The organism is Pseudomonas capeferrum, assembly GCF_000731675.1.
In the GTDB taxonomy this organism is placed as follows: Bacteria; Pseudomonadota; Gammaproteobacteria; order Pseudomonadales; family Pseudomonadaceae; genus Aquipseudomonas; species Aquipseudomonas capeferrum.
On record NZ_JMIT01000002.1, the window covers coordinates 917282 to 943246 of the forward strand.

The window sequence follows — 25965 nt, forward strand, 5'->3', positions numbered from 1 at the left end:
TGGCACCTTCACTCTCGAACTCAACCCGGCACAGGCCAACGGCGAACTGCTGGACGTGGTCGCCATCGATGACACAGGGTTGTCGTCCCTGCCTGCGCAGATCACCGCGCCGGACATCACTGCTCCAACCGCACCGAGTGAACTGGCCGTCAGCGCTGACGGCACTGTCGTCACTGGCCGCGCCGAACCCGGCAGCACCGTGCGTATTCTTGCCGCCGACGGCACCGAACTGGGCACTGCCCTAGTCGGCCCGACTGGCGTATTCAACATCACCCTCGCTCCACCGCAAGTCGATGGCGAAGTACTGCAAGCCACCGCAACGGACGCCGCAGGCAATACCTCGACAGCCAGCTCCGTCACCGCACCCGATATAGACGGCGGCGACACCACGCCGCCTGACGCCCCTGTTCATCTAGTGATCGCCCTCGCGGGCCATCAACTCACTGGCCGTGGCGAAGCGGGCACTACCGTGCAGGTGCGCGATGCTGCCGGTAATGTACTGGCGACCGGCACCGTCGGTGCAGATGGCACCTTCGTGATCGCGCTCGACCCTGCCGTGATCGACGGCAGCACCTTGCAAGTGACTCTGACCGATGCTGCTGGCAACGTTTCGCAGCCGGGCTCGGTCGTTTCGCAAGACCTGCTGCCACCGGCGCAGCCGACCGACCTGGCCCTGGCCGAAGGCGTGACCCTTACCGGTCGTGGCGAGCCAGGGGCTACGGTTCAAGTTCGCGACGCAGCGGGCACGGTGATCGGCACCGGCCTGGTGGGCGCAGATGGCCTGTTCAGTGTCACCCTCGCCCCCGCTCAAGCAAACGGCGAGGCACTGGATATCCGCCTGGTGGATGCTGCTGGCAACAGCTCGGCTCCGCTGCAATTCGATGCCCCGGACATTACGCCGCCTGCTGCCGTCAGCAACATCGTCGTCGGTGCCGGAGGCGTGGCCTTAAGTGGTCGCGGCGAGCCGGGTGCCACGGTTGAAGTGCGCGATGCCAATGGCAATGTGATTGGCACCGGTACGGTATTGGCCAACGGCACGTTCCTGATCGACTTGGACCCTGCCGTACAACCTGGCGAACACTTGAGCCTGGTGCAGACCGACCCGAGCGGTAACGCTTCGGTTGCCTTTGAATACGATGTGCCACAGACCACCGCGCCAGCCAGCCCGAGCGGCTTGGCCATCGACGCCGACGGCACCACCCTCACCGGTACCGCCCCAGCCGGCAGCCGCGTGGAAGTGCACGATGCCAATGGCACGCTGATCGGCAGTGCCATTGCTGGTGCCGACGGCACCTTCACTCTCGAACTCAACCCGGCCCAGGCCAACGGCGAACTGCTGGACGTAGTCGCCATTGATGACACGGGGCTGTCGTCCCTGCCTGCGCAGATCACCGCGCCAGACATCACCGCGCCGGCCGCACCGAGTGAGCTGGCCGTCAGCGCTGACGGCACTGTCGTCACTGGCCGCGCCGAACCCGGCAGCACCGTGCGTATTCTTGCCGCCGACGGCACCGAATTGGGCAGCGCCCTGGTCGGGCCGACCGGCGTGTTCAACATCACCCTCGCTCCGCCGCAAGTCGATGGCGAAGTACTGCAAGCCACCGCAACCGACGCCGCAGGCAATACCTCGACAGCAAGCTCCGTCACCGCACCCGATATCGACGGCGGCGACACCACGCCGCCTGACGCCCCTGTTGATCTGGTGATCGGCCTCGCGGGCCATCAACTCACTGGCCGTGGCGAAGCGGGCACTACCACCCTCGCTCCGCCGCAAGTCGATGGCGAAGTGCTGCAAGCCACCGCAACCGACGTTGCGGGCAATACCTCGACAACCAGTTCCGTCACCGCGCCGGATATCGACGGCGGTGATACCACGCCACCGGAGGCACCGACCAACCTGGTAATCGGCCTCGCTGGCGCGCAGCTTAGCGGCCGCGGCGAAGCAGGTACCACCGTTCAGGTACGTGATGCTGCCGGAAATGTACTGGCGACCGGCACCGTCGGTGCAGACGGCATCTTCGTGATCGCGCTTGACCCTGCCGTGATCGACGGCAGCACCTTGCAAGTCACCCTGACCGACGCTGCCGGCAACGTTTCGCCACCGGGCTCGGTCGCGTCGCAAGACTTGCTGCCACCGGCGCAGCCGACTGACCTGGCCCTGGCCGAAGGCGTAACCCTTACCGGTCGCGGCGAACCAGGCGCCACTGTTCAGGTTCGCGACGCCGCAGGCACCGTGATCGGCACCGGCCTGGTCGGCGCCGATGGCCTGTTCAGCGTCACCCTCGCCCCCGCTCAGGCGAACGGCGAGGCGTTGGACATCCGTCAACTGGACGCTGCTGGCAACAGCTCGGCCCCGCTGCAGTTCGATGCCCCGGATATCACGCCGCCTGGCGCAGTAAGCGATATTGTCGTCGGCGCTGGCGGCCTGGTGCTGAGCGGTCGCGGCGAAGCCGGGGCCAGCGTCGAAGTGCGTGATGCCGACGGTAATGTGATCGGCACCGGTACCGTGGCCGCCAATGGCACCTTCATCATCAACCTCGACCCTGCCGTGCAACCTGGCGAGCAGCTGAGCCTGGTGCAGACCGACCCGAGCGGCAACGCTTCGGTGGCCTTCGAATACGACGTACCGCTGACCACCGCGCCGGCCAGCCCGAGCGAGCTGGCCATCGATGCCGACGGCACCACCCTCACCGGTACCGCCCCAGCCGGCAGCCGTGTGGAAGTGCATGATGCCAATGGCACGCTGATCGGCAGCGCCATTGCCGGTGCCGACGGTACTTTCACTCTCGAGCTCAACCCGGCCCAAGCCAACGGCGAACTGCTGGATGTGGTGGCCATCGATGACACGGGCTTGTCGTCCCTGCCTGCGCAGATCACTGCGCCGGACATCACCGCACCAGCCGCACCTGCCGAATTGGCCGTCAATGCCAACGGCGCCGTCATCACTGGCCGCGCCGAACCGGGCAGCACCGTGCGTATCGTCGCCGCCGACGGCACTGAACTGGGTACTGCCCTGGTTGGGCCGACCGGTATTTTCAGCATCACCCTTGACCCGCCCCAGGTCGATGGCGAAGTGTTGCAAGCTACCGCGACCGATGCTGCGGGCAATACCTCGACAGCCAGCTCCGTCACCGCGCCGGATATCGACGGCGTCGACACCACACCACCGAGTGCACCGACCAACCTGGTGATCGGCCTTGCCGGCACCCAACTTAGCGGGCGTGGCGAAGCGGGTACCACCGTGCAGGTGCGTGACGCTGCCGGTAATGTGCTGGCGACCGGCACCGTGGCTGCAGACGGCACCTTCGTGGTCGCGCTTGACCCTGCCGTGATCGACGGCAGCACCCTGCAAGTGACCCTGACCGATGCAGCCGGCAACGTTTCGCAACCGGGCTCCATCGCCTCGCAAGACCTGCTGCCACCGGCACAACCAACCGACTTGGCCCTGGCCGAAGGCGTGACCCTTACCGGTCGCGGCGAACCGGGTGCCACTGTTCAAGTACGCGATGCAGCGGGCACGGTGATCGGCACCGCCCTGGTGGGCGCGGATGGCCTGTTCAGCGTCACCCTCGCCCCCGCTCAAGCAAACGGCGAGGCGCTGGATATCCGCCTGGCGGATGCTGCGGGCAACACCTCGACCCCGCTGCAATTCGATGCCCCAGATATCACGCCGCCTGCCGCAGTAAGCGGTATTGTCATCGGCGCTGGCGGCCTGGTACTGAGCGGTCGCGGCGAAGCGGGTGCCAGCGTCGAAGTGCGCGATGCCGACGGTAATGTGATCGGCACCGGCACGGTGGGCGCCAATGGCACCTTCACTATCAACCTTGACCCGGCCGTACAACCCGGCGAACAGTTAAGCCTGGTACAGACCGACCCGAGCGGCAACGCTTCGGTTGCCTTCGAATACGACGTACCGCTGACCACCGCGCCGGCCAGCCCGAGCGAGCTGGCCATCGATGCCGACGGCACCACCCTCACCGGTACCGCCCCAGCCGGCAGCCGTGTGGAAGTGCATGATGCCAATGGCACGCTGATCGGCAGCGCCATTGCCGGTGCCGACGGTACTTTCACTCTCGAGCTCAACCCGGCCCAGGCCAACGGCGAACTGCTGGATGTGGTGGCCATCGATGACACGGGCTTGTCGTCCCTGCCTGCGCAGATCACCGCGCCAGACATCACCGCGCCAGCCGCACCGAGTGAATTGGCCGTCAGCGCTGACGGCACTCTCGTTACTGGCCGCGCCGAGCCGGACAGCACCGTGCGCATTCTTGCCGCCGATGGCACTGAACTGGGTACTGCCCTGGTTGGGCCGACCGGTATTTTCAGCATCACCCTTGACCCGCCACAGGTCGATGGCCAAGTGCTGCAAGCCACCGCTACCGACGCCGCAGGCAATGCCTCTACAGCCAGCTCCGTCACCGCGCCGGACATCGACGGCGTCGACATCACACCACCGAGTACACCGGCCAACCTGGTGATCGGCCTTGCTGGTACTCAGCTCAGCGGCCGTGGCGAAGCGGGCACCACCGTGCAGGTGCGTGACGCCGCCGGCAATGTGCTGGCGACCGGCACCGTCGGTGCAGATGGCACCTTCGTGATCGCGCTTGACCCTGCCGTGATTGATGGCAGCACCCTGCAAGTGACCCTGACCGATGCCGCAGGCAACGTTTCGCAACCGGGTTCGGTCGCCTCGCAAGACCTGCTGCCACCGGCACAACCCACCGACTTGGCCCTGGCCGAAGGCGTGACCCTTACCGGTCGCGGCGAACCGGGTGCCACTGTTCAAGTACGCGATGCAGCGGGCACGGTGATCGGCACCGCCCTGGTGGGCGCGGATGGCCTGTTCAGCGTCACCCTCGCCCCCGCTCAAGCAAACGGCGAGGCACTGGATGTCCGCGTGGAGGATGCCGCCGGCAACACCTCCACCCCGCTGCAGTTCGATGCTCCGGACATCACCCCACCTGGCGCTGTCAGCAACATCGTCGTCGGTGCCGACGGCCTGGCCCTGAGCGGCCGTGGCGAAGCGGGTGCCAGCGTTGAAGTACGCGATGCCAATGGCAATGTGATTGGCACCGGCACGGTACTGGCCAACGGCACCTTCCTGATCGACCTCGACCCGGCCGCACAGCCTGGTGCGCAGCTCAGCCTGGTGCAAACCGACCCAAGCGGCAACGCCTCCGAAGCCCTGCTGTACGACGTCCCCCTGACCACCGCGCCGGCCAGCCCGAGCGACTTGGTAGTGGCCGAAGACGGCACCAGCATCAGTGGTAATGCCCCAGCTGGCACCCGTGTTGAGGTGCATGATGCCAACGGCACCCTGGTCGGCAGCGTGGTGGCGGGTGCCGATGGCACCTTCACCGTCATCCTCGACCCAGCCCAGGCCAACGGCGAACTGCTGGATGTGGTGGCCATCGATGACACGGGCTTGTCGTCCCTGCCTGTGCAAATCGCAGCACCAGACATCACTGCCCCAACTGCCCCAAGCGAGCTCGCCGTAAGCGCTGACGGCAGCACAGTCACCGGCCGCGCCGAACCGGGCAGCACCGTGCGTATTCTTGCCGCTGACGGCAGCGAACTGGGCACTGCCCTGGTCGGCCCGACCGGCACCTTCAACATCACCCTCGACCCGCCGCAAGTCGATGGGGAGGTGCTGCAGGTCACCGCAACCGATGCTGCGGGCAATACCTCCACAGCCGGCACGGTCACGGCGCCGGACATCGACGGCGGTGACACCACGCCACCGGAGGCACCGACCAACCTGGTGATCGGCCTCGCCGGCAGCCAGCTCAACGGCCGCGGCGAAGCCGGGGCCAGCGTGCAGGTGCGCGATGCCGAGGGCAATCTCCTGGCCACTGGCACGGTCAACCCGGATGGCAGCTTCCAGCTCACCCTGGACCCAGCCGTGAACGACGGCAGCACCCTGCAAGTGGTACTGACCGACGCCGCAGGCAACGCCTCCGAACCCGGCTCGGTCATCTCGCCAGACCTGCTGGCCCCTGAGCAACCGACCGGCCTGGGCCTGGCCAATGGCGTGACCTTGACCGGTAGCGGCGAACCGGGCGCCACGGTGCAGGTTCGCAATGCTGCTGGCGACCTGATCGGCACCGGCCTGGTCAACGACAACGGCAGCTTCAGCCTCACACTGTTCCCTTCGCAGGCCAATGGCGAGGCGCTGGATGTGCGCCTGGTGGATGCCGCTGGCAACAGCTCCACCCCACTGCAATTCGATGCCCCGGACATCACCCCACCGGCGGCAGTCAGCAACATTGTCGTCGGCGCCGACGGCCTGGCCCTGAGCGGTCGGGGCGAAGCGGGGGCCAGCGTCGAAGTGCGTGACGCCGATGGCAACCTGATCGGCACCGGCACCGTTGGCGAAAACGGCACCTTCCTGATTGACCTTGCGCCAGCAGCCCAACCGGGCGCGCAACTGAGCCTGGTGCAGAGCGACCCAAGCGGCAACGCCTCCGAAGCCTTGCTGTACGACGTACCCCTGACCACCGCGCCGGCCAGCCCAAGCGACCTGGTGGTGGCCGAAGACGGTACCAGCATCAGCGGTAGCGCCCCAGCCGGTACGCGCGTGGAAGTGCATGATGCCAATGGCACCTTGGTCGGCAGTGTCGTGGTCGGCGCCGAAGGCACCTTCACCGTCATCCTCAACCCGGCCCAAGCCAATGGCGAGCTGCTCGACCTGGTGGCTATCGACGGCACCGGCGCATCGTCGCTGCCAGTGCAAGTGGGCGCACCCGACATCACCGCGCCCGCCACACCGACCGAACTTGCCGTCAGCACCGATGGCAGCGTGGTTACCGGGCGTGCCGAAGCCGGTAGCACCGTGCGGATCCTGGCGGCCGATGGCACTGAACTTGGCAGTGCACTGGTTGGCCCGACCGGCATCTTCAACATCACCCTCGACCCACCTCAGGTCGACGGTGAGGTGTTGCAAGTGACGGCCACCGACAACGCTGGCAACAGCTCCACGGCGGGCACGGTCACGGCCCCTGACATCGACGGCGGAGATACCACCCCACCGGAGGCGCCAACCAACCTGGTGATTGGCCTCGCTGGCAGCCAGCTCAACGGCCGCGGCGAAGCCGGGGCCAGCGTGCAGGTGCGCGATGCCGAGGGCAATCTCCTGGCCACCGGCACGGTCAACCCGGATGGCAGCTTCCAGCTCACCCTGGACCCGGCCGTCAAAGACGGTAGTACCCTGCAAGTGATACTGACCGACGCCGCAGGCAACGCCTCCGAACCTGGCTCGGTCATCTCGCCCGACCTGCAGGCCCCCGAGCAACCGACCGGCCTGGCCCTGGCCAATGGCGTGACCTTGACCGGTAGCGGCGAGCCGGGTGCCACGGTGCAGGTCCGCGACGCTGATGGCGACCTGATCGGCACGGGCCTGGTCAACGACAACGGCAGCTTCAGCCTTACGCTGTCGCCTGCACAGGCCAATGGCGAAGCCCTCGACATCCGCCTGGTGGATGCCGCCGGCAACACCTCTGCTCCGCTGCAGTTCGATGCCCCGGACATCACCCCACCGGCAGCGGTCAGTACCATCGTGGTCGGTGCCGACGGCCTGACCCTCAGCGGCCGCGGTGAAGCGGGGGCCAGCGTCGAAGTGCGTGACGTCGATGGCAACCTGCTGGGCAGCGGTACCGTGCTTGCCAACGGCACCTTCCTGGTCGACCTCAACCCCGCCGCGCAGCCGGGCGAACGCCTGAGCCTGGTCCAGACCGACGCGGCCGGCAATGCCTCTGAAGCCCTGCAATACGATGTGCCGCTGGCCACCGTACCCACCAGCCCAAGCGAGCTGGTGGTCGCTGAAGACGGTACCAGCATCAGCGGTAGCGCCCAGACCGGCACCCGCGTAGAAGTGCACGATGCCAACGGCACCCTGGTCGGCAGCGTGGTGGTCGGTGCCGAAGGCACCTTTACCGTCGTGCTCACACCCGCACAGGCCAATGGCGAACTGCTGGATGTGGTGGCCATCGACAGCACCGGTGCATCGTCCCTGCCGGTACAAGTCAGCGCACCGGACATCACCGCCCCCGACACGCCCACCGAACTCGTCGTCAGTACCGATGGCAGCGTGGTCACCGGGCGTGCCGAAGCCGGCAGCACCGTGCGGGTTCTGGCAGCCGATGGCACCGAGCTGGGCAGCACGCTGGTCGGCCCAAGCGGCGCCTTCAGCGTCACCCTCACCCCACCCCAAGTCGATGGCGAACAACTGCAAGTCACTGCCACCGATACCACGGGCAATAGCTCGACAGCCGGCACCGTCACCGCGCCGGATATCGACAACGGCGGCGATACCACGCCGCCAGAGCAGGCCACCGACCTGGTGGTCAGCGATGACGGGCGCACCGTTTCTGGTCGCGGCGAACCTGGCGCGACAGTCGAGGTACGCAATGACCAGGGCCAACTGCTGCAAAGTGGCACGGTAGGCCCTGACGGCGACTTCACCGTGCAACTGCCGTCGGCGGTTGTAGACGGTTCGTCCCTGCAAGTGACCTTGACCGATGCCGCCGGCAACGTTTCGCAACCAGGCTCGGTGGACACACCAGACCAGGTTGCCCCGCCGCAACCCACCGACCTGGTGCTTACCGCTGGCAACAGCCTCACCGGTAGCGCCGAACCGGGCGCGCGGGTGAACGTACGTGACGCCTCGGGCGACTTGATCGGCAGCGCCATCGTCGAGCCCGACGGCACCTTCACCCTGACCCTGAACCCTGCCCAGGCCAATGGCGAGACCCTGGCCATCACCGTGGTCGACGCCGCCGGCAACACCTCGGTGCCGTTGAGCTACGTGGCACCGGACATCACCGCGCCAGCGATCATCACCGACGTCGTCGCCGGTGCTGGCAGCCTGGCCGTGTCGGGTCGCGGCGAAGCCGGCGCCGAAGTGGAAGTGCGGGATGCCGGTGGCACTGTCATCGGCACCGGCACGGTGGCCCCGAATGGCACCTTCGTGATCGACCTCGCCAACCCATTGGCCGCTGGCGAGTCGATCGTACTGGTGCAAACCGACGCCGCTGGCAACACCTCGGTGGGCATCGACGTCATCGTTGCCGATGCACCGCTGCCCGAAAGCCCGAGCGATCTGGTGCTGGCGCCTGACGGTTCATCCATCAGCGGCACTGCCCCAGCGGGCACGCAAGTTGAGGTGCGCGACGCCCAGGGCACTGTCATTGGCAGCGTCCAGGCAGGCACCGACGGCACCTTCACCATCGGCCTGACACCTGCTCAGGCCAACGGCGAAGTGCTTGATGTGGTCGCCGTCGATGCCGATGGCAACAGCTCGCTGCCGACCCAGATCACCGCACCCGACATCACCCCGCCCAACCAGGCCAGCGACCTGCAGCTCAGCGCCGATGGCAGCGTCCTCACCGGGCGCGGCGAGCCCGGCACCACCGTTCAGGTCATCAACGCCCAGGGCGATGTGCTGGGTAATGCCCAGGTCGGCGACAACGGCGTCATCAGCGTTATCCTGACCCCCGCGCAAACCGACGGCCAGGAACTGGACGTGGTACTGCGCGACCCCGCAGGCAACACCTCCAGCGCAACCGTCAACGCGCCTGACCTGGATGGCCCGCTGCAGCCTTCGGGCCTGGCCATCGATACCGCCGGCATCCACCTCACCGGGCAGGGCCAGAGCGGTTCGATCGTGACCGTGCGCGCCGAGGACGGCACCGTGCTGGGTACCGCCACGGTGGCTGCCGACGGCCGCTTCGACGTCACCCTCAACCAGCCGCAGCGCAATGGCGAAAGCCTGACCGTGGAAGCCACCGACAACCTGGGCAACAGCGCAGGCCCGGTTGACTTCACGGCGCCCGATACCACACCACCGCAAGTGGTCACTGGCGTCGCCATCGATGACGCAGGCACCACCGTCACCGGCACCGGTGAACCCGATGCCACGGTCATCGTGCGGGGGCCGGACGGCACCGTACTGGGCAGCGTCGTGGTTGGTACGGGCGGCACCTTCGAAATCACCCTGGACACGCCGCAAACCAACGGCCAGGCACTGACCGTGGAGCAACGTGACCCCACCGGCAACTTGTCTACCGCCGTCACCCTGCCGGCACCGGACAGCGAAGCGCCAGACACCCCGACAGGCCTCACCTTGTCGGGCGATGGCCGCACCGTTAGTGGCACCGGCGAGCCGGGTGCGCAGGTTACCGTCACCGGCACGGCTGGCGCGATTTTGGGCACCGCCGTGGTCGAGGCCGACGGCAGCTTCCGCGTAAGCATCGACCCGCCACAACTCAACGGGCAGACCCTGTCCGTCACCCAGGCTGACGGCGCCGGCAATGACTCGACGCCTGGCACCGTGACCGCGCCTGACCTCGAAGCACCGGCAGCGGCGCAAGGCCTGGGCCTGAACCCCGAAGGCACGGTACTCAGTGGCCAGGGCGAACCGGGTAGCACCGTGGAAGTGCGCAACGCAGCCGGCGACCTGCTGGGCACCCTCCCGGTGGGCGAGGACGGCACCTTCAGCGTTACCCTCACGCCCGCCCAGACCAACGGCGAAGTGCTGTCGGTGGTACTGATCGACAGCGAAGGCAATGCATCGCCATCGGCCACCTTCACCGCCGATGACAGCACCGCCCCTACCGCACCGGACGGGCTCTCCATCACCCCCGGCGGCAACGCGATCCAGGGCACCGGCGAAGCGGGCTCGACTGTTGAAGTGCGCACCCCCGACGGTACCTTGGTGGGCAGTGTGGTGGTACCGGCTGGCGGCCAGTTCACAGTACCGCTGGCGCCTGCGCAGCTCGATGGCCAGGCGCTGGACGTGACCTTGACCGACGCCGCTGGCAACCAATCCCTGGCTACCCAGATCATCGCACCGGACGTCACGCCGCCAGCACTGCCCACCGACGTGGTGGTCAGCCCGGATGGCACCACCGTTACCGGCAACGCGCCAGGCGCTACTTCGGTGACGGTGCGGGACGCGGACGGCAACGAAACCACCGAGCCGGTGAACCCCGATGGCAGCTTCAGCGTGACGCTGCCGACCCCGCAGACCAATGGCGAAAGCGTGACCGTGGTAGTCACCGACGGCGCCAACAACGGCTCCGCGCCGATCACCATCACCGCACCCGACACCACCGACCCACTGCCGGCCACGGGGGTCACCGTCAGCCCGGATGGCAGCATTGTCGGCGGCGGCGCCGAACCTGGCAGCACGGTGGTCATCCGTAACCCGGACGGCAGCGAGCGCGGCAGCGAAACCGTGGCCCCGGACGGCACCTTCGTGGTACCGGTCAACCCACCACTGACGGCGGGCGAAACCGTCGACGTGGTGGTGATCGACCCCGCCGGCAACGAGTCCACCCCGGTCTCGCTGGACGGCCCGGATGGCACCGAAGCCGCCACTCCAAGCGGCCTCGCCCTCAGCGCCGATGGCTTCCTGCTGATCGGCCAGGGCACCGTCGGGTCGCTGATCACCGTGACCGCCGGCGGCACCACCCTGGGCACGGCGACGGTTGGCAGCGATGGCACCTTCCGGGTGTTCTTCCAGAATGCCCAGCTCAATGGCGAGACCCTTGTGGTCACCGCTCGCACCTCGGTCGATGGCAATCCGTCGGTACCGGCCACCCTCGTGGCCAACGACAGCACAGCGCCGGATGCGCCGACCCAGGTTGCCATCGACCGTACCGGCAGCACGCTGACCGGCCAGGGCGAAGTGGGTGCGACCGTTCGCGTGGTCAATGCCCAGGGCGACGTGCTTGGCACCGCGACCGTCGGCAGCAATGGCTTGTTCAGCATCAGCTTCGCGCCAGCGCTGGCCAATGGGCAAAACCTGATCATCACCCAGGCCGATGGCGCGGGTAACGTCTCGCTCGCGGCCACCCTGCAGGCACCTGACCTGCAGGCGCCGCAGGCAGCCAACAACCTCAGCCTCAACAGCGCGGCCACCGTGCTCAGCGGCGAAGGCGAAGCCGGTGCCAACGTCACTGTGCGTGATGCCAGCGGCGCGATCCTGGCCACCGGCACCGTCAACCAGAACGGCCAGTTCCAGATCACCCTGCCGAGCGCGCAAACCGCCGGCAGCCCCCTGCAGGTCACGCTCAGCGATGCTGCGGGTAACGTGTCTGGCCCGGCCAGCATGGCGACGCCAGACCGCACACCGCCTGCCGCCATCAGCAACCCCGTCCTCAGCCAGGACGGCCGGCAGCTGTCGGGCAGCGGTGAAGTGGGCGCCACGGTCCAGGTCCGCAATGCCGCCGGCACCGTGCTCGGCACCGCTGTGGTCGGTGCCGATGGGCGCTTCACGGTGGTGTTCGACACACCGCAGGCCAACGGCCAGGCCATCGGCGTCACGCAAGTGGATGCTGCTGGCAATACCTCGACGGCAGTCAACGTCAGCACCCCTGACCTGACCCCACCCGCGCCGCTGACCAATGTGGTGCTGAACAACAACGGCCTGACCCTGAGCGGCCTCGGTGAAGCAGGCGCCACCGTGACCGTGCGCGGCCCGGATGGCACCATCATCGGCACCGGGCTGGTGGCCGCCAACGGCAGCTTCACACTGACGCTCGACAACGCACAGCTCAACGCCCAGCACTTGAGCGTGATCCAGACCGACGCGGGCAACAACACCTCTACTGCAGTAGCAGTCACCGCGCCGGACTTCACCCCACCACCGGCACCGACCACCCTGGCCCTGGCTGCCACCGGCCTGCAACTGACCGGTAACGCAGAAGCGGGCAGCACCGTGACCGTGCGCGATGCCGCAGGCAACGTGCTCGGCACTGCGGTAGCCGGCAGCAATGGCACCTTCCAGGTCACCCTGAACAGTGCCCAGACCAACGGCCAGACCGTGCAGGTAACCGCCACCGATGCCGCAGGCAACGTGTCGCCAGCCGCGCCTTACACCGCAGCCGATACCACGCCACCTGCCGTCGTGACCAACCTTGCTGTCGCGGCCAATGGCGCGACCCTCACCGGCACCGGCGAAGCCAACGCCACAGTCACCGTTCGCGCACCGGACGGTAGCGTGCTAGGCACCGCCACCGTCGGGGCCGATGGCCATTTCAGCGTGGCCCTGTCACCGGCTGCCATTACCGGCGAAAGCCTCAGCGTGGTGCAGGCCGATGCCGCGCAGAACGTTTCGCCTGCGCAAACCGTCACCGCACCGGGCGTGCTGGCGCCAGATACACCCGACAACCTGGTACTGGCTGCCGATGGCCTGGCAGTGACCGGCACGGCAACCCCAGGCAGCACAGTGAACGTGTATGGCCCCAATGGCGTACTGCTGGGTACCGCCCCCGTCGCCAACGACGGCACCTTCACGGTCAACCTCGGTAGCGCCCAGGCCAACGGCGAAGTGCTGCAAGTCAGCGCCGTAGGCACCGACGGCAGCACGTCGCTGCCGGCCAGCCTGCAAGCGCCCGACACCACCGCACCGCTGCCGCTGACCAATGTCGTGCTGTCCAGCGACGGGCTGGTGCTCAGTGGCCGCGGCGAGCCGGGTGCCACCGTCACCGTGATCGGTGAAGGCGGCATCGATCTCGGCACCGGTCTGGTCGATGCCAATGGCAACTTCAGCATTGGCCTTGGCAGCGCGCAGATCAACGGCGAACAGCTCAGCGCCAGCCAGTCCGATGTTGCCGGCAACGAGTCCAACAGCATCAGCCTCACCGCGCCTGATCGCGTGGCACCCGATGCCGCCGAGAACCTGGCCTTCGCCGGGGGCGGCAGCCTGCTCAACGGTACCGGCGAAGCGGGCGCCACTGTCCGCGTGCTGGCTGCCGATGGCAGCGTGCTCGGCACCGCGGTCGTGCGTGGCGACGGCAGCTTCCAGGTAGACCTCGGTACGCCGCAGGCCAACGGCCAGCAGGTGCAAGTGGTGCTGATCGATGCCGCCGGCAACCAGTCGGATGCCAGTGCCATCACCGCGCCCGACACCACGCCACCAGCCGCACCAACCGAGCTTGCCATCTCCAGCGATGGCATCACCCTCACCGGCCGCGGCGAGGTTGGGGCAGAGGTCATCGTCACCGCGCCGAATGGCGACGAAGTCGGCAGGGCCACGGTCGACGCCAGCGGGCATTTCACCGTCACCCTCACCCCGGCGTTGGGTAACAGCGAGCTGCTCAGCTTCACCCAGACCGACGCTGCCGGCAACGTATCGGCGGTGGCCACCCTGCAGACCCCAGACTTCACCCCGCCCGCTGCGCTTACCGAGGTCGACATCAGTGTCGACGGCAGCGTGGTGACCGGCCTGGGCGAAGCCGGGGCAACCGTCACCGTGCGCAACACTGCGGGCACCGTGCTGGGCTTTGGCACCGTGCAGGCCGACGGCAGCTTCCGCGTCGAGCTGACACCCGCGCAGATCAACAACGAACCGCTGTCGGTACAGCAGGCCGACCCACCCGGCAACATCAGTGCGCCGGTCAACATCCTGGCGCCCGACCTCACACCACCAGCGCCTGCGACCGAGCTGCGGCTCAACGTGGCGGGCGACCAGCTCAGCGGCGTCGGCGAAGCGGGCGCTACCGTTCGCGTCTACGTCGGCATCACCCAGATCGGCACCATCGAGGTCGGTGCCGACGGCAAGTTCGTGGTCGACCTGAGCTCGGCGCAGCTTGACGGGCAGGTGTTGCAAGTGACCCTGACCGATCCGCGCGGCAACGTCTCGCCGATCAGCACGACCACCGCAGCTGACGTTACCCCGCCAGCCACAGTGATCGCCGTGATCAACGACAGCGGCACCCAGCTGGTTGGTACCGGTGAAGCCGGCGCCCGCGTCACCGTGGTAAACAACAATGGCGACCTACTTGGCCAGGTGACAGTCGACCCGGACGGCACCTTCGTGCTCGACCTGAACGCTGCGCAGATCAACGGCCAAACCCTGACCCTCATCGCCCAGGACTCCACCGGCAACCCGTCCGCGCCACTGCAAGTGACCGCACCGGACCTGACGCCACCGCTACAACCGACCGACTTGTTGCTCAACCCGGCCGGCACCTCGATGACGGGTACTGCCGAAGCAGGCACCACCATCACCGTTCGCGGGCCAAACAACGCGGTGGTCGGCACGGTGGAGGTACCTGAAAACGGCCAGTTCACCGTCACCCTCAACCCGGCCCAGAACAATGGCCAACTGCTGACCGTGGTGTCCACCGACGATGCCGGCAACGCCTCGCTGCCTGCCAGCTACCAGACCAACGACACCTCGCCGCCTGCCGTGGTCACGGACATGGCCATCAACAACACCTTCAACGTGCTGACCGGTAAAGGCGAACCCAATGCGACGGTCACCGTCAGCCGCGGCGGCATCGTGCTGGGCACTGGCGAGGTGGATGCTGCCGGCAACTTCCAGGTAACCCTGGTGCCGGCAGCCGGCAGCCTTGCCACGTTGGCGGTGACGCAGTCTGACGGCTTCAACACCTCGGCGGTCGCGACCTATATCACGCCACTGCTGGCACCGCCGGTGCCGCCCACCAACGTGACCCTGGGCAGCGACGGCCTGACCCTGTCGGGCAACGCGCCGAGCGGTGTCGGCATCCGCGTGTACGATGCCGCAGGCAACCTGATCGGCACGGGCGGCGCCACACTCAATGGCACCTTCACCCTGCAACTGAACACGGCGCAGCTCGACGGCCAGCACCTTAGCGTGACGGCGGTGGCACTGGTGGGCGGCGAATCGCAACCGACCTTCGTCCAGGCCGCCGACATCACGCCACCGGCCAACCCGCTGGTGACCGGCCTGTCCGCCAATGGCCTGGTACTCACCGGTACCGGTGAGGCCAATGCTACGGTGACCGTGCGCGACGCCGCCAACAACGTGCTCGGCACCGGGGTGGTGAATGCCGGTGGCGTGTTCAGCATCAACCTGATCACGCCGCAGCTCAATGGCCAGGTATTGGCCGTGAGCCAGGCCGATACGGCCGGCAACGCGTCTGGCAGCACCAGCTTCACGGCTATCGATGTACAGCCGCCTGTGGCGCCTACCAACGTGGTCATCAACGGGACGGGTACCGAGCTCACAGGGCGTGGCGAGGCCGGTGCAACCGTGACCGTGCAAGGCCCGAGCGGCCCGCTCGGTTCGGCCGTGGTGCAACCCGACGGTACCTTCACCATCATCCTGACCACAGCGCAAAATGATGGGCAATTGCTGGTCGTACGCCAGTCCGACCCGTCCGGCAACCTGTCCGCCAGCATCAGCCTGACGGCGCCGGACACCACGCCACCGGCAGCGCCGCTGGCAACCATCAACGCCAACGGCACGGCCGTCAGCGGCTCTGGCCAGGTCGGCAGCACCGTCACCGTGCGCAACAGCGCAGGCACCGTACTGGGCACCGCAACAGTGGGCAGCAACGGCCTGTTCGTGGTCAGCCTGACTGCGGCGCAGATCGACAACCAGGCCCTGAGCGTCACCCTCACCGACGGTGCGGGTAATGCCTCGACCGGCACCGCGCTTACCGCACCTGACCTGACCCCACCTGCGGCCGCCAGCAACCTGGTGATCAGCGCCGACGGCAGCAGCCTCACCGGCAGTGGCGAAGTGGGTGCCACCGTCACCGTGCACAGTGCCAACGGCACCGTGCTGCAGACGGCGGTGGTGCAACCGGACGGCAACTTCACCGTGGCCCTGAGCCCGCCTCAGGACAACGGCCAGCTGCTGTCGGTGACCCTCAGCGACGGGCGCGGCAACGTGTCCGGCAACGTCAACATCACCGCGCCTGACGTCGACGCCAATGCCCCGGTGATCGCCAGCGACAACCTGGTGACCGCCGAGGTCAACCTGGCACCGGTGGTCAGCTCGCGGACTTATCAGGACAGCTTCACGACCTTGCTGGCGGGCTTCACCAAGACCTACACCTGGACGGTAGGTGCCGGTACCACCGTGGACCCGACGCTGACCCTGAACACCAGCAGCGCGCTGTCGCTGCTCGACAACGCAACCTTCACCCTGCAGGTGAAGAACGCTGCCGGTAACTGGGTGACCTTGGCCACCGGCACCAGCCAAGGCCTGCTCGACCTGATCCTGCTGCCGCTGGGCCAGGGCATTCGCGTCGATATCGGCGAGCTGCAGGCGGGTGACTATCGCCTGACCGTCGGCAGTGGCGGCATCGGCCTGATTACCAACGTGACCACCACGCTGGACATCGAGACCACCAGCCTCACGCAGTTCACCGGCACCGGCACGGCAACATCGGGGAACGTCATCACCGACGTCGGCACCGACGGCGCCGTCGACGCCCTTGGCCCGGACAGCGCCGCCGTCCTTCAGGTCATGAAGAACGGCAGCTATGTCTCGGCAGGCAGCGCCACCACGGTGCAGGGCTTGTACGGCACCCTGGTGATCCGCGGCGACGGCAGCTACACCTACACGCCTAACGGCAGCCCATCGAGCGTCGGCAAGGTCGATGTGTTCAGCTACCAGCTGCTGCATGCCAACGGCGCGTCCGATGCCGCCAACCTGTATGTGCGCATCGACAGCCCACAAGCCACGGAAATCTGGAGCGACAGCAACTACGGCGCACCGGCCACGGTAGTCGACGCGGTCAACGATGCCGGTACCAGCCACCTCACCCTGGCCAACCGGGTAGACACCAACAGTGACACGCTAGGCACGCTCCGCTTGCCATTGATTGGTTCACGCCAGGCCCTCTACGACACTAGCGTTGCCGCCGACACCACGGCCAACCTGCAAGTGGTAGTCAACTCCACCAACCTGTTGAGCCTGCTCAATGGCACCACCCTCGACCTGCTCAAACTCAACCCGGCTACCGGCCAGTACGTGCTGGTGCAGTCGGTCGGTGGCGGCTCACTGATCAGCCTGCTTGGCGGCGGTGCCGGCTACACGTTCCAGAACCAAGGCGCCGGCGCCTACCAAATACGTGTCACCGCAGGTGGCATCGGCCTGGCCAGCTCGATCACCACCAGCGTCAACGCCACTACCACGCACCTGACCGAGTTCGTGGTCAGCGGCGCCACCGCAGTCACCGGCAACCTGTTGGCCGACGACAACGTCGGCTCGCCATTGACCGTGCTGAGTGTGATGACGGCGGCCAATACCTACACCATCCCGGGCTACAACGGGGTCAGTGTGGCGGGCAACTACGGCACCTTGCTGGTGCACGCCGATGGCAGCTACACCTACACCCTCAACGCCGGGCTGACCAATGCGGTGATCGGCCAGCATGAAACCTTCACCTACGAACTGACCCACCCCAACGGCACCACCGACACCGCCAACCTCACCATCAACCTGGACAACGCCGCCAACTTCACCGCCACCACCTCGCTGCTGGCCGACACCGGCGACGAAGGTGTCGCACTGGCCAGCATCGCGGCGGCAGCCTCCAGCGAAGTGATCGCCGGCACCGACGGCAACGACCACCTCGATGGCAGCCAGGGCGGCCACATCACCCTGCAAGGGGGTGCGGGCGACGACACCTTGGTGGTGGTCGACCAGAACTTCGCCAGCGTCGATGGCGGCACCGGTACCGACACCCTGCTGTGGGGCGGCGGTGATGCCAGCATCGACCTGGGTAACCTGGTCGGGCGGGTGCATGACATCGAAGTGATCGACCTCAACGACACCAGTTCGGTGGCGCTGACCCTGAACCTGGCGGACGTGGTCGCGATCACCGAAACCGGCACCGACACACTGGTCATCAAGGGGGATGAAAACGACTCGGTTCACATGACGGACAACTGGGCGCTGGTCGGGAACCAAACCGCCGACGGCATCGACTATAACCAATACACGGCCCAGGAGGATCCAAGCCAGCACCTGTGGGTGCAGAACGGTATCCATGTCGTCTGAGGCCGCTGCAACCCCGCCGGGCCATCGCCCGGCGGCAAGGACGGAACAGCAGTAAGGGAACTATGTGAAGCGAAGCAGTCCGCTGTCACCGCTGTTGCTGGGAGCCTTGGGGCTCCTGGCCCTGAACTTCAACACGGCTGCCCAGGCGGCCGATGACATCGACCCACAACTGCGCCAGATCGGGCCATCACTGTTACGTGATGCGCCCGATGCAGTGCCCGCCCGCCCTGCCATCGGCATGGCCCCCGTCGCCAATGGCGACCGCCTTGGCCTGACCGAAGCGGTGCTGCAAGCCGCGCAATGGCACCCCAGCATCGCCGAGGCCATCGGCAACCTCTACAAGCAAGGCGAAGGCATCAATGTTGCCCGCGCCGGTTACTACCCGCAGATTTCCGGCGGTGTACGCACAGGCTATGACACCGGCTACGGCGGCGACCGCAACAGCCAGGCGCTCAACCTGTCGCTCAAGCAGATGCTCTACGACTTCGGCAAGGTCGACAGCGCCGTCAGCGCTGCCCAGGCCGCCGCCGCCCGCGCCCAAGCCAATATCCTGCTGGTGGTCGACGAACTGGCCCGCGACACCGCCTATGCCTGGGTCGAAACCCGCCGCTACGAACAACTGATCACCATTGCCCGCGACCAGATCCGCGGGGTGGGCGACATCGCCGGCATGGCTCGCCAACGCAGCGACATGGGCGCCAGCACCCGCTCCGACGTGGTCCAGGCCGAGTCCCGCGTGGAAAGCGCCCGCGCCACCCTGGAGGAATACCAGTCACAGTACGAACGCTGGCGCTCGACCCTGGCATCGTTGCTGGGGCGGGTCACGCCACCGGCGCTGGCCGAAGAATCGCCACCCGAGCTGAACCAGGCCTGCAAGCGCCCGGCACAAGGCGACGACCGCTTGCCCGCCGTGCTGATGGCCTTGGCCCAACGCGCCCAAGGCCAGGCCGAACTGGCCCAGGCCAAGGCCGAAGCCTACCCCACCGTGTCGCTGCAGCCGCAGATCAACCACTACCTGGATAACGACTACGACCGCGACAACTCACGCATGGACCGCACCCAGGCAGGCATCTACCTGAACGTCGAGGTGCCCATCTACCAGGGTGGCGCCATCAGCGCCCGCAGCCGCGCCGCCGGCCATGCGCTGACTGCCGCCGACTCGGCCGAGGATGCCGCCCGCCTGCAGGCCCGCCGCGGCCTGGCCGAGGCCATGGCGCAGACCTCGGGGCTGGGCCGTCGGCTCAGTTCGCTGGAGGCCCGCCAGGTCAGCATTCAGGAAGCCCGCATGCTGTACGGCCGGCAGTACCTGGACCTGGGCACCCGGCCCCTGCTCGACCTGCTCAACGCCGAGCAGGAAATCTACCAGTCACGCTTCGAACTCGCCGGCACCCGCTCCGACCTGCTGCGCCTGGATGTCGACTGCCTTTACAACACCGGCGCCCTGCGCACGGCCTTCGGGCTCGAGGGGCGTAACCTGCAAGGTGTGGAGATCCAGCCATGAACGAATCCGTCAATGTGACCCTGCCCAGCCAGCCCCCGGAGCAAACGGCCCAGCAACGGCCAGACCTGGGGCCTTGGCTTGAGGTCATGCTCCAGGTCGCGCACCACTACCGCCTGGACGTGTCGCCGCAACGCATACGCTTGGCGGCCGTCGAAGATGCCCGCCCACTGGATGAAATTCTTCGCCACATGGCCCGCCAGGCCGGGCTGGCGCTGCGCTTCGTGCGCTTCGATGCCAAAGGCCTGCGGCAATGGCGCACGCCGCTGGTACTGGAACTCGACGACGGCCAGTTGGCAGTGGTCGAGTCGGTAACCGAAGAGGACGACCTGGCGGTAGTCTTCGCCGGTGACCAGGGGCTGACCTCACGCCTGCCACGCGACACCCTCAAAGGGCGCATCACCCGGGTTGCCCTGCTGCGCCCGGCGCGGCCGTTGCGCGATGTGCGCACCGACGACTACACCGCCCCCTACGACCGCCACTGGTTCGCCCGCATCGTGTTGCGCGACCTGCGCCCGTATGGGCAGGTGATGGTCGCCTCGCTGGTGGCCAACGTGCTGGCCCTGGCCGGCGTGCTGTTTTCCATGCAGGTGTACGACCGGGTGATCCCCGCCGAGTCCCTGCCCACGCTGTACGTGCTGTTTGGCGGTGTGGTGCTGGCGCTGGTGTTCGACTTCAGCATGCGCCTGCTACGCCTGAAGGTGACCGACCTGCTGGGCAAGCGCGCCGACCTGCGCGTCTCCGACCTGGTCTATGGGCATGCCTTGCGCCTGCGCAATTCGGTGCGGCCCAAGTCGACCGGCTCGTTCATCTCGCAGTTACGCGAGCTGGAGTCGATCCGCGACCTGATCACCTCGAGCACCGCCACGGCCCTGGCCGACCTGCCGTTCTTCCTGTTGTTCCTGTTCGTGTTCTGGCTGATCGGCGGCGTGCTGGTGTTCATCCCGCTGCTGGCGTTGCTGGCCATGGTCCTGCCCGGCCTGCTCGCGCAACGGCGCCTGGCCCGCCTGGCCAATGCCTCGATGCGTGAGTCGGCGCTGCGTAACGCCATGCTGGTTGAGAGCATCCAGGGCCTGGATGAAATCAAGGCACTGCAAGCCGAGGCACGCTTCGAGCGCCAATGGAACCAGTACAACGCCGCCTGCGCCCACACCAACCTGCGCCTGCGCACCCTGACCAACGGCCTGGTGACCTGGACGCAGAACGTGCAGGGTGCGGTGTTTGCGGTGGTCATCGTCATCGGCGCACCGATGGTGATCGCCGGCGACCTCACCACCGGTAGCCTGGTGGCGGCGTCGATGCTGTCGTCGCGCATGATGGCGCCGCTGGCACAACTGACCCATGTGCTGACTCGCTGGCAGCAGGCCAAGGTGGCCCTGCAAGGCCTCGACAAGTTGATGCAGTCACCGGTCGATCACCCCGAAAACGAAGCCCGCGTGCACCTGCCGGCCATCCGCGGCGAGTATCAGCTGCGCCAGGCCAACTTCCGCTACAGCCCGGAGGCCCCGCCCGTCCTGAGCATCGCCCAGCTGGACATCCAGCCGGGTGAACGCATCGCCGTGCTCGGCCGTAACGGTGCCGGTAAATCCACCCTGCTGCAGGCCCTGGGCGGTGCCATGGACTTGGTCCAGGGCGAAATCAACCTGGATGGCATTGCCCTGGCCCACCTCGACCCTGCCGACCTGCGCCGCGATGTCGGCCTGCTGCCGCAGTACTCGCGGCTGTTCCACGGCACCCTGCGGGAAAACCTCACCCTGGGTGCCGGCCAGGCCAGTGATCAGGAGTTGGTCGCCGCCCTGGCCGCCACGGGGGCGCTGGACTTTGTCCGGCGGCTGCCCAAAGGCATGGACCACTTGATCCTGGAAGGCGGCGTGGGCCTGTCCGGCGGCCAACGCCAGGCCCTGGTGCTGTCACGCCTGCTGGTGCGCCAGCCGCAGGTGCTGTTGCTGGACGAACCCACCGCATCCCTCGACGACATGACCGAACGCAAGCTGCTGGATAACCTCGAACGCTTCTGCCAGGGCCGCACCCTGGTGATCGCCACCCACCGCCTGAGCGTGCTGCAGCGGGTCGACCGGATCCTCGTGCTCGATGGCGGACGCATCGTCATCGACGACAAACGCGATGCCGCGCTGGCGAAACTGCAAGGAGCCCAGGCATGAGCAACCATGAACTCCCGGCGTCCTACCTGGACGGGCAGGACGACCAGGCGGTGTTCCGCGCCGGCCGCATCATCACGATCTGTGCGCTGATGCTGGCGGCGTTCCTGGCGTGGGCGGCCTGGTTCGAGGTGACCGAAGTGTCCACCGGCACCGGCAAGGTGATCCCCAGTTCACGCGAGCAGGTGATCCAGTCGTTCGAGGGCGGCATCGTCGCGCAGATGAGCGTGGCCGAAGGTGACCTGGTCGACCGCGGGCAGGTACTGGCCCAGCTCGACCCGACCAAGACCTCCTCCAGCGTCGGCGAAAGTGAAGCCAAGTACCGGGCGGCCAAGGCCAGCCAGGCCCGCTTGCAGGCAGAGGTGACCGGCAAGCCGTTGGTGTTCCCCGACAGCCTGCGCGACTCACCCGACCTGATCGACGCCGAGACCGCGCTGTACCAGACACGCCGCCGTGGCCTGGAGCAGACCCTGGCCGGTATCGAGGACTCGCTGCAACTGGTGCGCAGCGAGCTGAAGATCACCGAGAACCTGGCGAAGATGGGCGCCTCGAGCCGGGTCGAGGTGATCCGCTTGAACCGCCAGCGCTCGGAACTGCAGCTCAAGGCCAACGAAGCGCGCTCCGACTACCTGGTGCGTGCACGCGAGGAACTGGCCAAGGCCAGCGCCGAGGCCGACAGCCTGTCCGAGGTGATCCGCGGGCGCAGCGACTCGCTGACGCGCCTGACCCTGCGCTCACCGGTGCGCGGCATCGTCAAGGACATTGAGGTCAATACCTTGGGCGGTGTGGTGCAGCCCGGTGGGCAAGTGATGAAGATCGTGCCGATGGACGAGCGCCTGCTGATCGAGACCCGCATTGCACCACGGGACATCGCCTTCATCCACCCCGACCAGGCGGCCAAGGTCAAGATCAGTGCCTATGACTACTCGGTGTACGGCGGGCTGGAAGGCAAAGTAGTCGGCATCTCGCCGGATACCCTGCAGGACGAGGTGAAGCCGGAGATCTACTACTACCGGGTGTTTATCCGCACCGAGCAGGACAGCCTGCAGAACAAGGCCGGCAAGCACTTTGCGATCGTGCCCGGGATGATTGCCACGGTGGATATCCGCACGGGCGAGAAGACCATCCTCGACTACCTGATCAAGCCGTTGAACCGGGCCAAGGAAGCCCTGCGCGAACGGTAATCGTGGGGGCGCTTTGCGCCCCCCGCTCTACCAGGCCAGGCATCGACAACACGCCCACTAAAGCCCGACGCAAATACGCCGATAACCCGTTATTCCCCTATTCCCACGAAGGTCACCATGGCCACGCAAAATGCCCGCGCGGATTCGCTGTCCTTGCTGCTGTTCACCCTGCGCAGCGGCAAGCTGATGGCAATCAACCTGCTCAAGGTCAGCGAGATCATCCCCTGCCCTTCACTGACCAAGCTGCCCGAATCGCACCCCCATGTGAAAGGTGTGGCCACCCTGCGCGGCAACTCGCTGTCGGTCATCGACCTGTCCCGCGCCATCGGCGAGCGCCCGCTGGCCGACCCGGACGGCGGCTGCCTGATCGTCACCGAGATCAGCCGCTCGCGCCAAGGCCTGCATGTACAGGCCGTGAGCCGCATCGTGCATTGCCTGAGCACCGACATCAAACCGCCGCCCTTCGGTTCGGGCAACCGCTCGTTCATCACCGGCGTGACCCGGGTCGACAACGCGCTGGTGCAGGTACTGGACATCGAGAAGGTCATCCATGCCATCGCCCCGCCTGCCGCCGAGCCACAGCACGGCGCACTGACCGAAGAAGACGCGAGCCTGCTGGCCGCCGCCAACATCCTGGTGGTGGACGACAGCCAGGTGGCCTTGCAGCAGTCGGTGCACACCCTGCGCAACCTGGGCATCGAATGCCATACCGCACGCAGTGCCAAGGACGCCATCAACGTGTTGTTGGAACTGCAGGGCACCGCGCAGGAGATCAACATCATCGTCTCCGATATCGAGATGTCCGAAATGGACGGCTATGCTTTCACCCGTACCCTGCGTGAAACGCCCGATTTTCAGCACCTGTATATCCTGCTGCATACCTCGCTCGACAGCGCCATGAGCAGCGAAAAAGCCAGGCTGGCGGGGGCCAATGCCATCCTTACCAAATTCTCCTCGCCGGAGCTGACCGATTGCCTGGTGGTGGCGGCGCGGGCAGTGGTGTTTGCCGAGCGTTGATACATCAAGCGACAAACTCCCCGGCTTGCCGTCGGGGATGACTCGGGCATAATTCGCTCCCCTCGGAAGATATTTGCCGGAATCGCGTATGAAGTTTTTCAGCTCCCTCCTAGTCGCCTGCGCGCTGTTCAGCGGTGTCGCCCAGGCCTCCAGCAGCCAGGCCTGGAACGAGCAGCGCCAGCAGATGCTCAAGGCGTGCCTTGCCGCCAGCCAGTTCAAGGACGCCCATGCGCGCGGCAAGCCCGCCGAATTCGACGACCAAGTCGGCATGAGTGCCCTGCTGATCGAAGGCGTCTACCCGCAAAAGCACATGCAGCAACGTAGCGGCACCGAATTGTGCCTTTACGACCGCCAGCACCAGCGCGCGTTCGTCAGCGAATGGAACCCGGAAGCCAAGTGACCGACAACCTGCGTTTCGCCTGCACCGGCTGCGGCAAGTGCTGCACCGGCCACCATGTGCCGCTGACCCTCGACGAGGCGCGCCAGTGGGCGGCGTCTGGGGGCCAGGTGGTGGTATTGATAGAAGCCTTCGTGGCCGATGGCCCGGGCATGCCGGAGGAGCAACGCGAGCATGTGCTGCGCCGCTCCCACCCGGTGGCCTGCGGCGACACGGTCGCTCGCGTCTCGGTGACCTTCGCGGCCTTCAACCCGGGGCGCTGTCGCAACCTCGACGACAATGACCTGTGCACCATTTACGACGCGCGCCCGCTGGTCTGTCGCATCTACCCGGTGGAAATCAACCCGCATATTCCGCTGCGACCCGAGAACAAGGACTGCCCGACCGAGGCTTGGCAGCAGGGGCCGGCGCTGATTCATGGCAGCCAGCTGGCCGACGCGGGGCTGGCGGCGCTGGTGGAGGCTTCGCGCCAGGCGGATCGTGATGACATCGCGGCCAAGGTTGCGGTTTGCCAGGCGTTGGGCATGACTACCAGTGCGCTGAAAGGGAACGGGTTTACGGCTTATCTGCCGGAGATGGGGGCTTTTGCGACAGCGTTGGCGCAGGTGCCGGAGGATAATGGGGCGCGGTGGACGCTGCATGTGCAGGATGAAGCGTTGACGGCCAGTTTGCGGGGGGTTGGGCTGAGCACGACCTCTGAAACGCCGGTTTATTACGCGTTTATTGGGTTTTGACGGGGTAACGCGGATTGCGGGGGGCCGGGTGCATGGCTTGGGCCTTGTGGCGGATTCGAGATCGAGCGCCGCCCGCGCGGCGCTTCGCGGGGCAAGCCCGCTCCCACATCTGTTTCGGGCCAATTATTCCTGAAGCATTGGCGCGCGTCCCTCTTGGCGTCCACCCCAATGTCGTGTCGTATAAACGAGGGG

7 protein-coding genes are annotated in these 25965 nt (G+C 66.8%); all 7 read left to right on the forward strand.

Annotated features, from left to right (window positions below):
- Positions 1-18784 (forward strand): BapA/Bap/LapF family large adhesin (locus tag PC358_RS16720; protein ID WP_244884621.1); only part of this gene is annotated, 18784 nt, incomplete at its 5' end.
- A 64-nt stretch (positions 18785-18848) separates the two neighbouring features.
- Positions 18849-20285: a TolC family outer membrane protein gene (locus PC358_RS16725; RefSeq protein WP_033701236.1), complete on the forward strand. Its 1437-nt coding sequence runs from the start codon at positions 18849-18851 to the stop codon at positions 20283-20285.
- A complete protein-coding gene (locus PC358_RS16730; RefSeq protein ID WP_033701237.1) occupies positions 20282-22444 on the forward strand; it encodes a type I secretion system permease/ATPase in 2163 nt (720 codons plus the stop codon). The genes PC358_RS16725 and PC358_RS16730 overlap by 4 nt, the downstream gene beginning before the upstream one ends.
- On the forward strand, positions 22441-23625 hold the full coding sequence (locus PC358_RS16735; protein ID WP_033701238.1) for an HlyD family type I secretion periplasmic adaptor subunit: 1185 nt from the start codon (positions 22441-22443) through the stop codon (positions 23623-23625). Before PC358_RS16730 ends, PC358_RS16735 begins: the two co-directional genes overlap by 4 nt.
- Before the next feature lie 117 nt (positions 23626-23742).
- Positions 23743-24642, forward strand: coding sequence for a chemotaxis protein (locus tag PC358_RS16740; RefSeq protein WP_033701239.1), 900 nt, complete (start codon positions 23743-23745; stop codon positions 24640-24642).
- An 88-nt stretch (positions 24643-24730) separates the two neighbouring features.
- Positions 24731-25042: a hypothetical protein gene (locus PC358_RS16745; protein WP_033701241.1), complete on the forward strand. Its 312-nt coding sequence runs from the start codon at positions 24731-24733 to the stop codon at positions 25040-25042.
- Positions 25039-25773 (forward strand): YkgJ family cysteine cluster protein, encoded by a 735-nt coding sequence (locus PC358_RS16750; RefSeq protein ID WP_033701242.1) that lies wholly within the window; start codon positions 25039-25041, stop codon positions 25771-25773. Before PC358_RS16745 ends, PC358_RS16750 begins: the two co-directional genes overlap by 4 nt.
- The last annotated feature ends 192 nt before the right edge of the window (positions 25774-25965 follow it).

What these genes read in the sequence shown, in the direction of transcription:
- PC358_RS16745 (WP_033701241.1), top strand. Translation starts at nt 24,731, where the DNA reads ATGAAGTTTTTCAGCTCCCTCCTAGTCGCCTGCGCGCTGTTCAGCGGT.
- PC358_RS16735 (WP_033701238.1), top strand. Translation starts at nt 22,441, where the DNA reads ATGAGCAACCATGAACTCCCGGCGTCCTACCTGGACGGGCAGGACGAC.
- PC358_RS16730 (WP_033701237.1), top strand. Translation starts at nt 20,282, where the DNA reads ATGAACGAATCCGTCAATGTGACCCTGCCCAGCCAGCCCCCGGAGCAA.
- PC358_RS16740 (WP_033701239.1), top strand. Translation starts at nt 23,743, where the DNA reads ATGGCCACGCAAAATGCCCGCGCGGATTCGCTGTCCTTGCTGCTGTTC.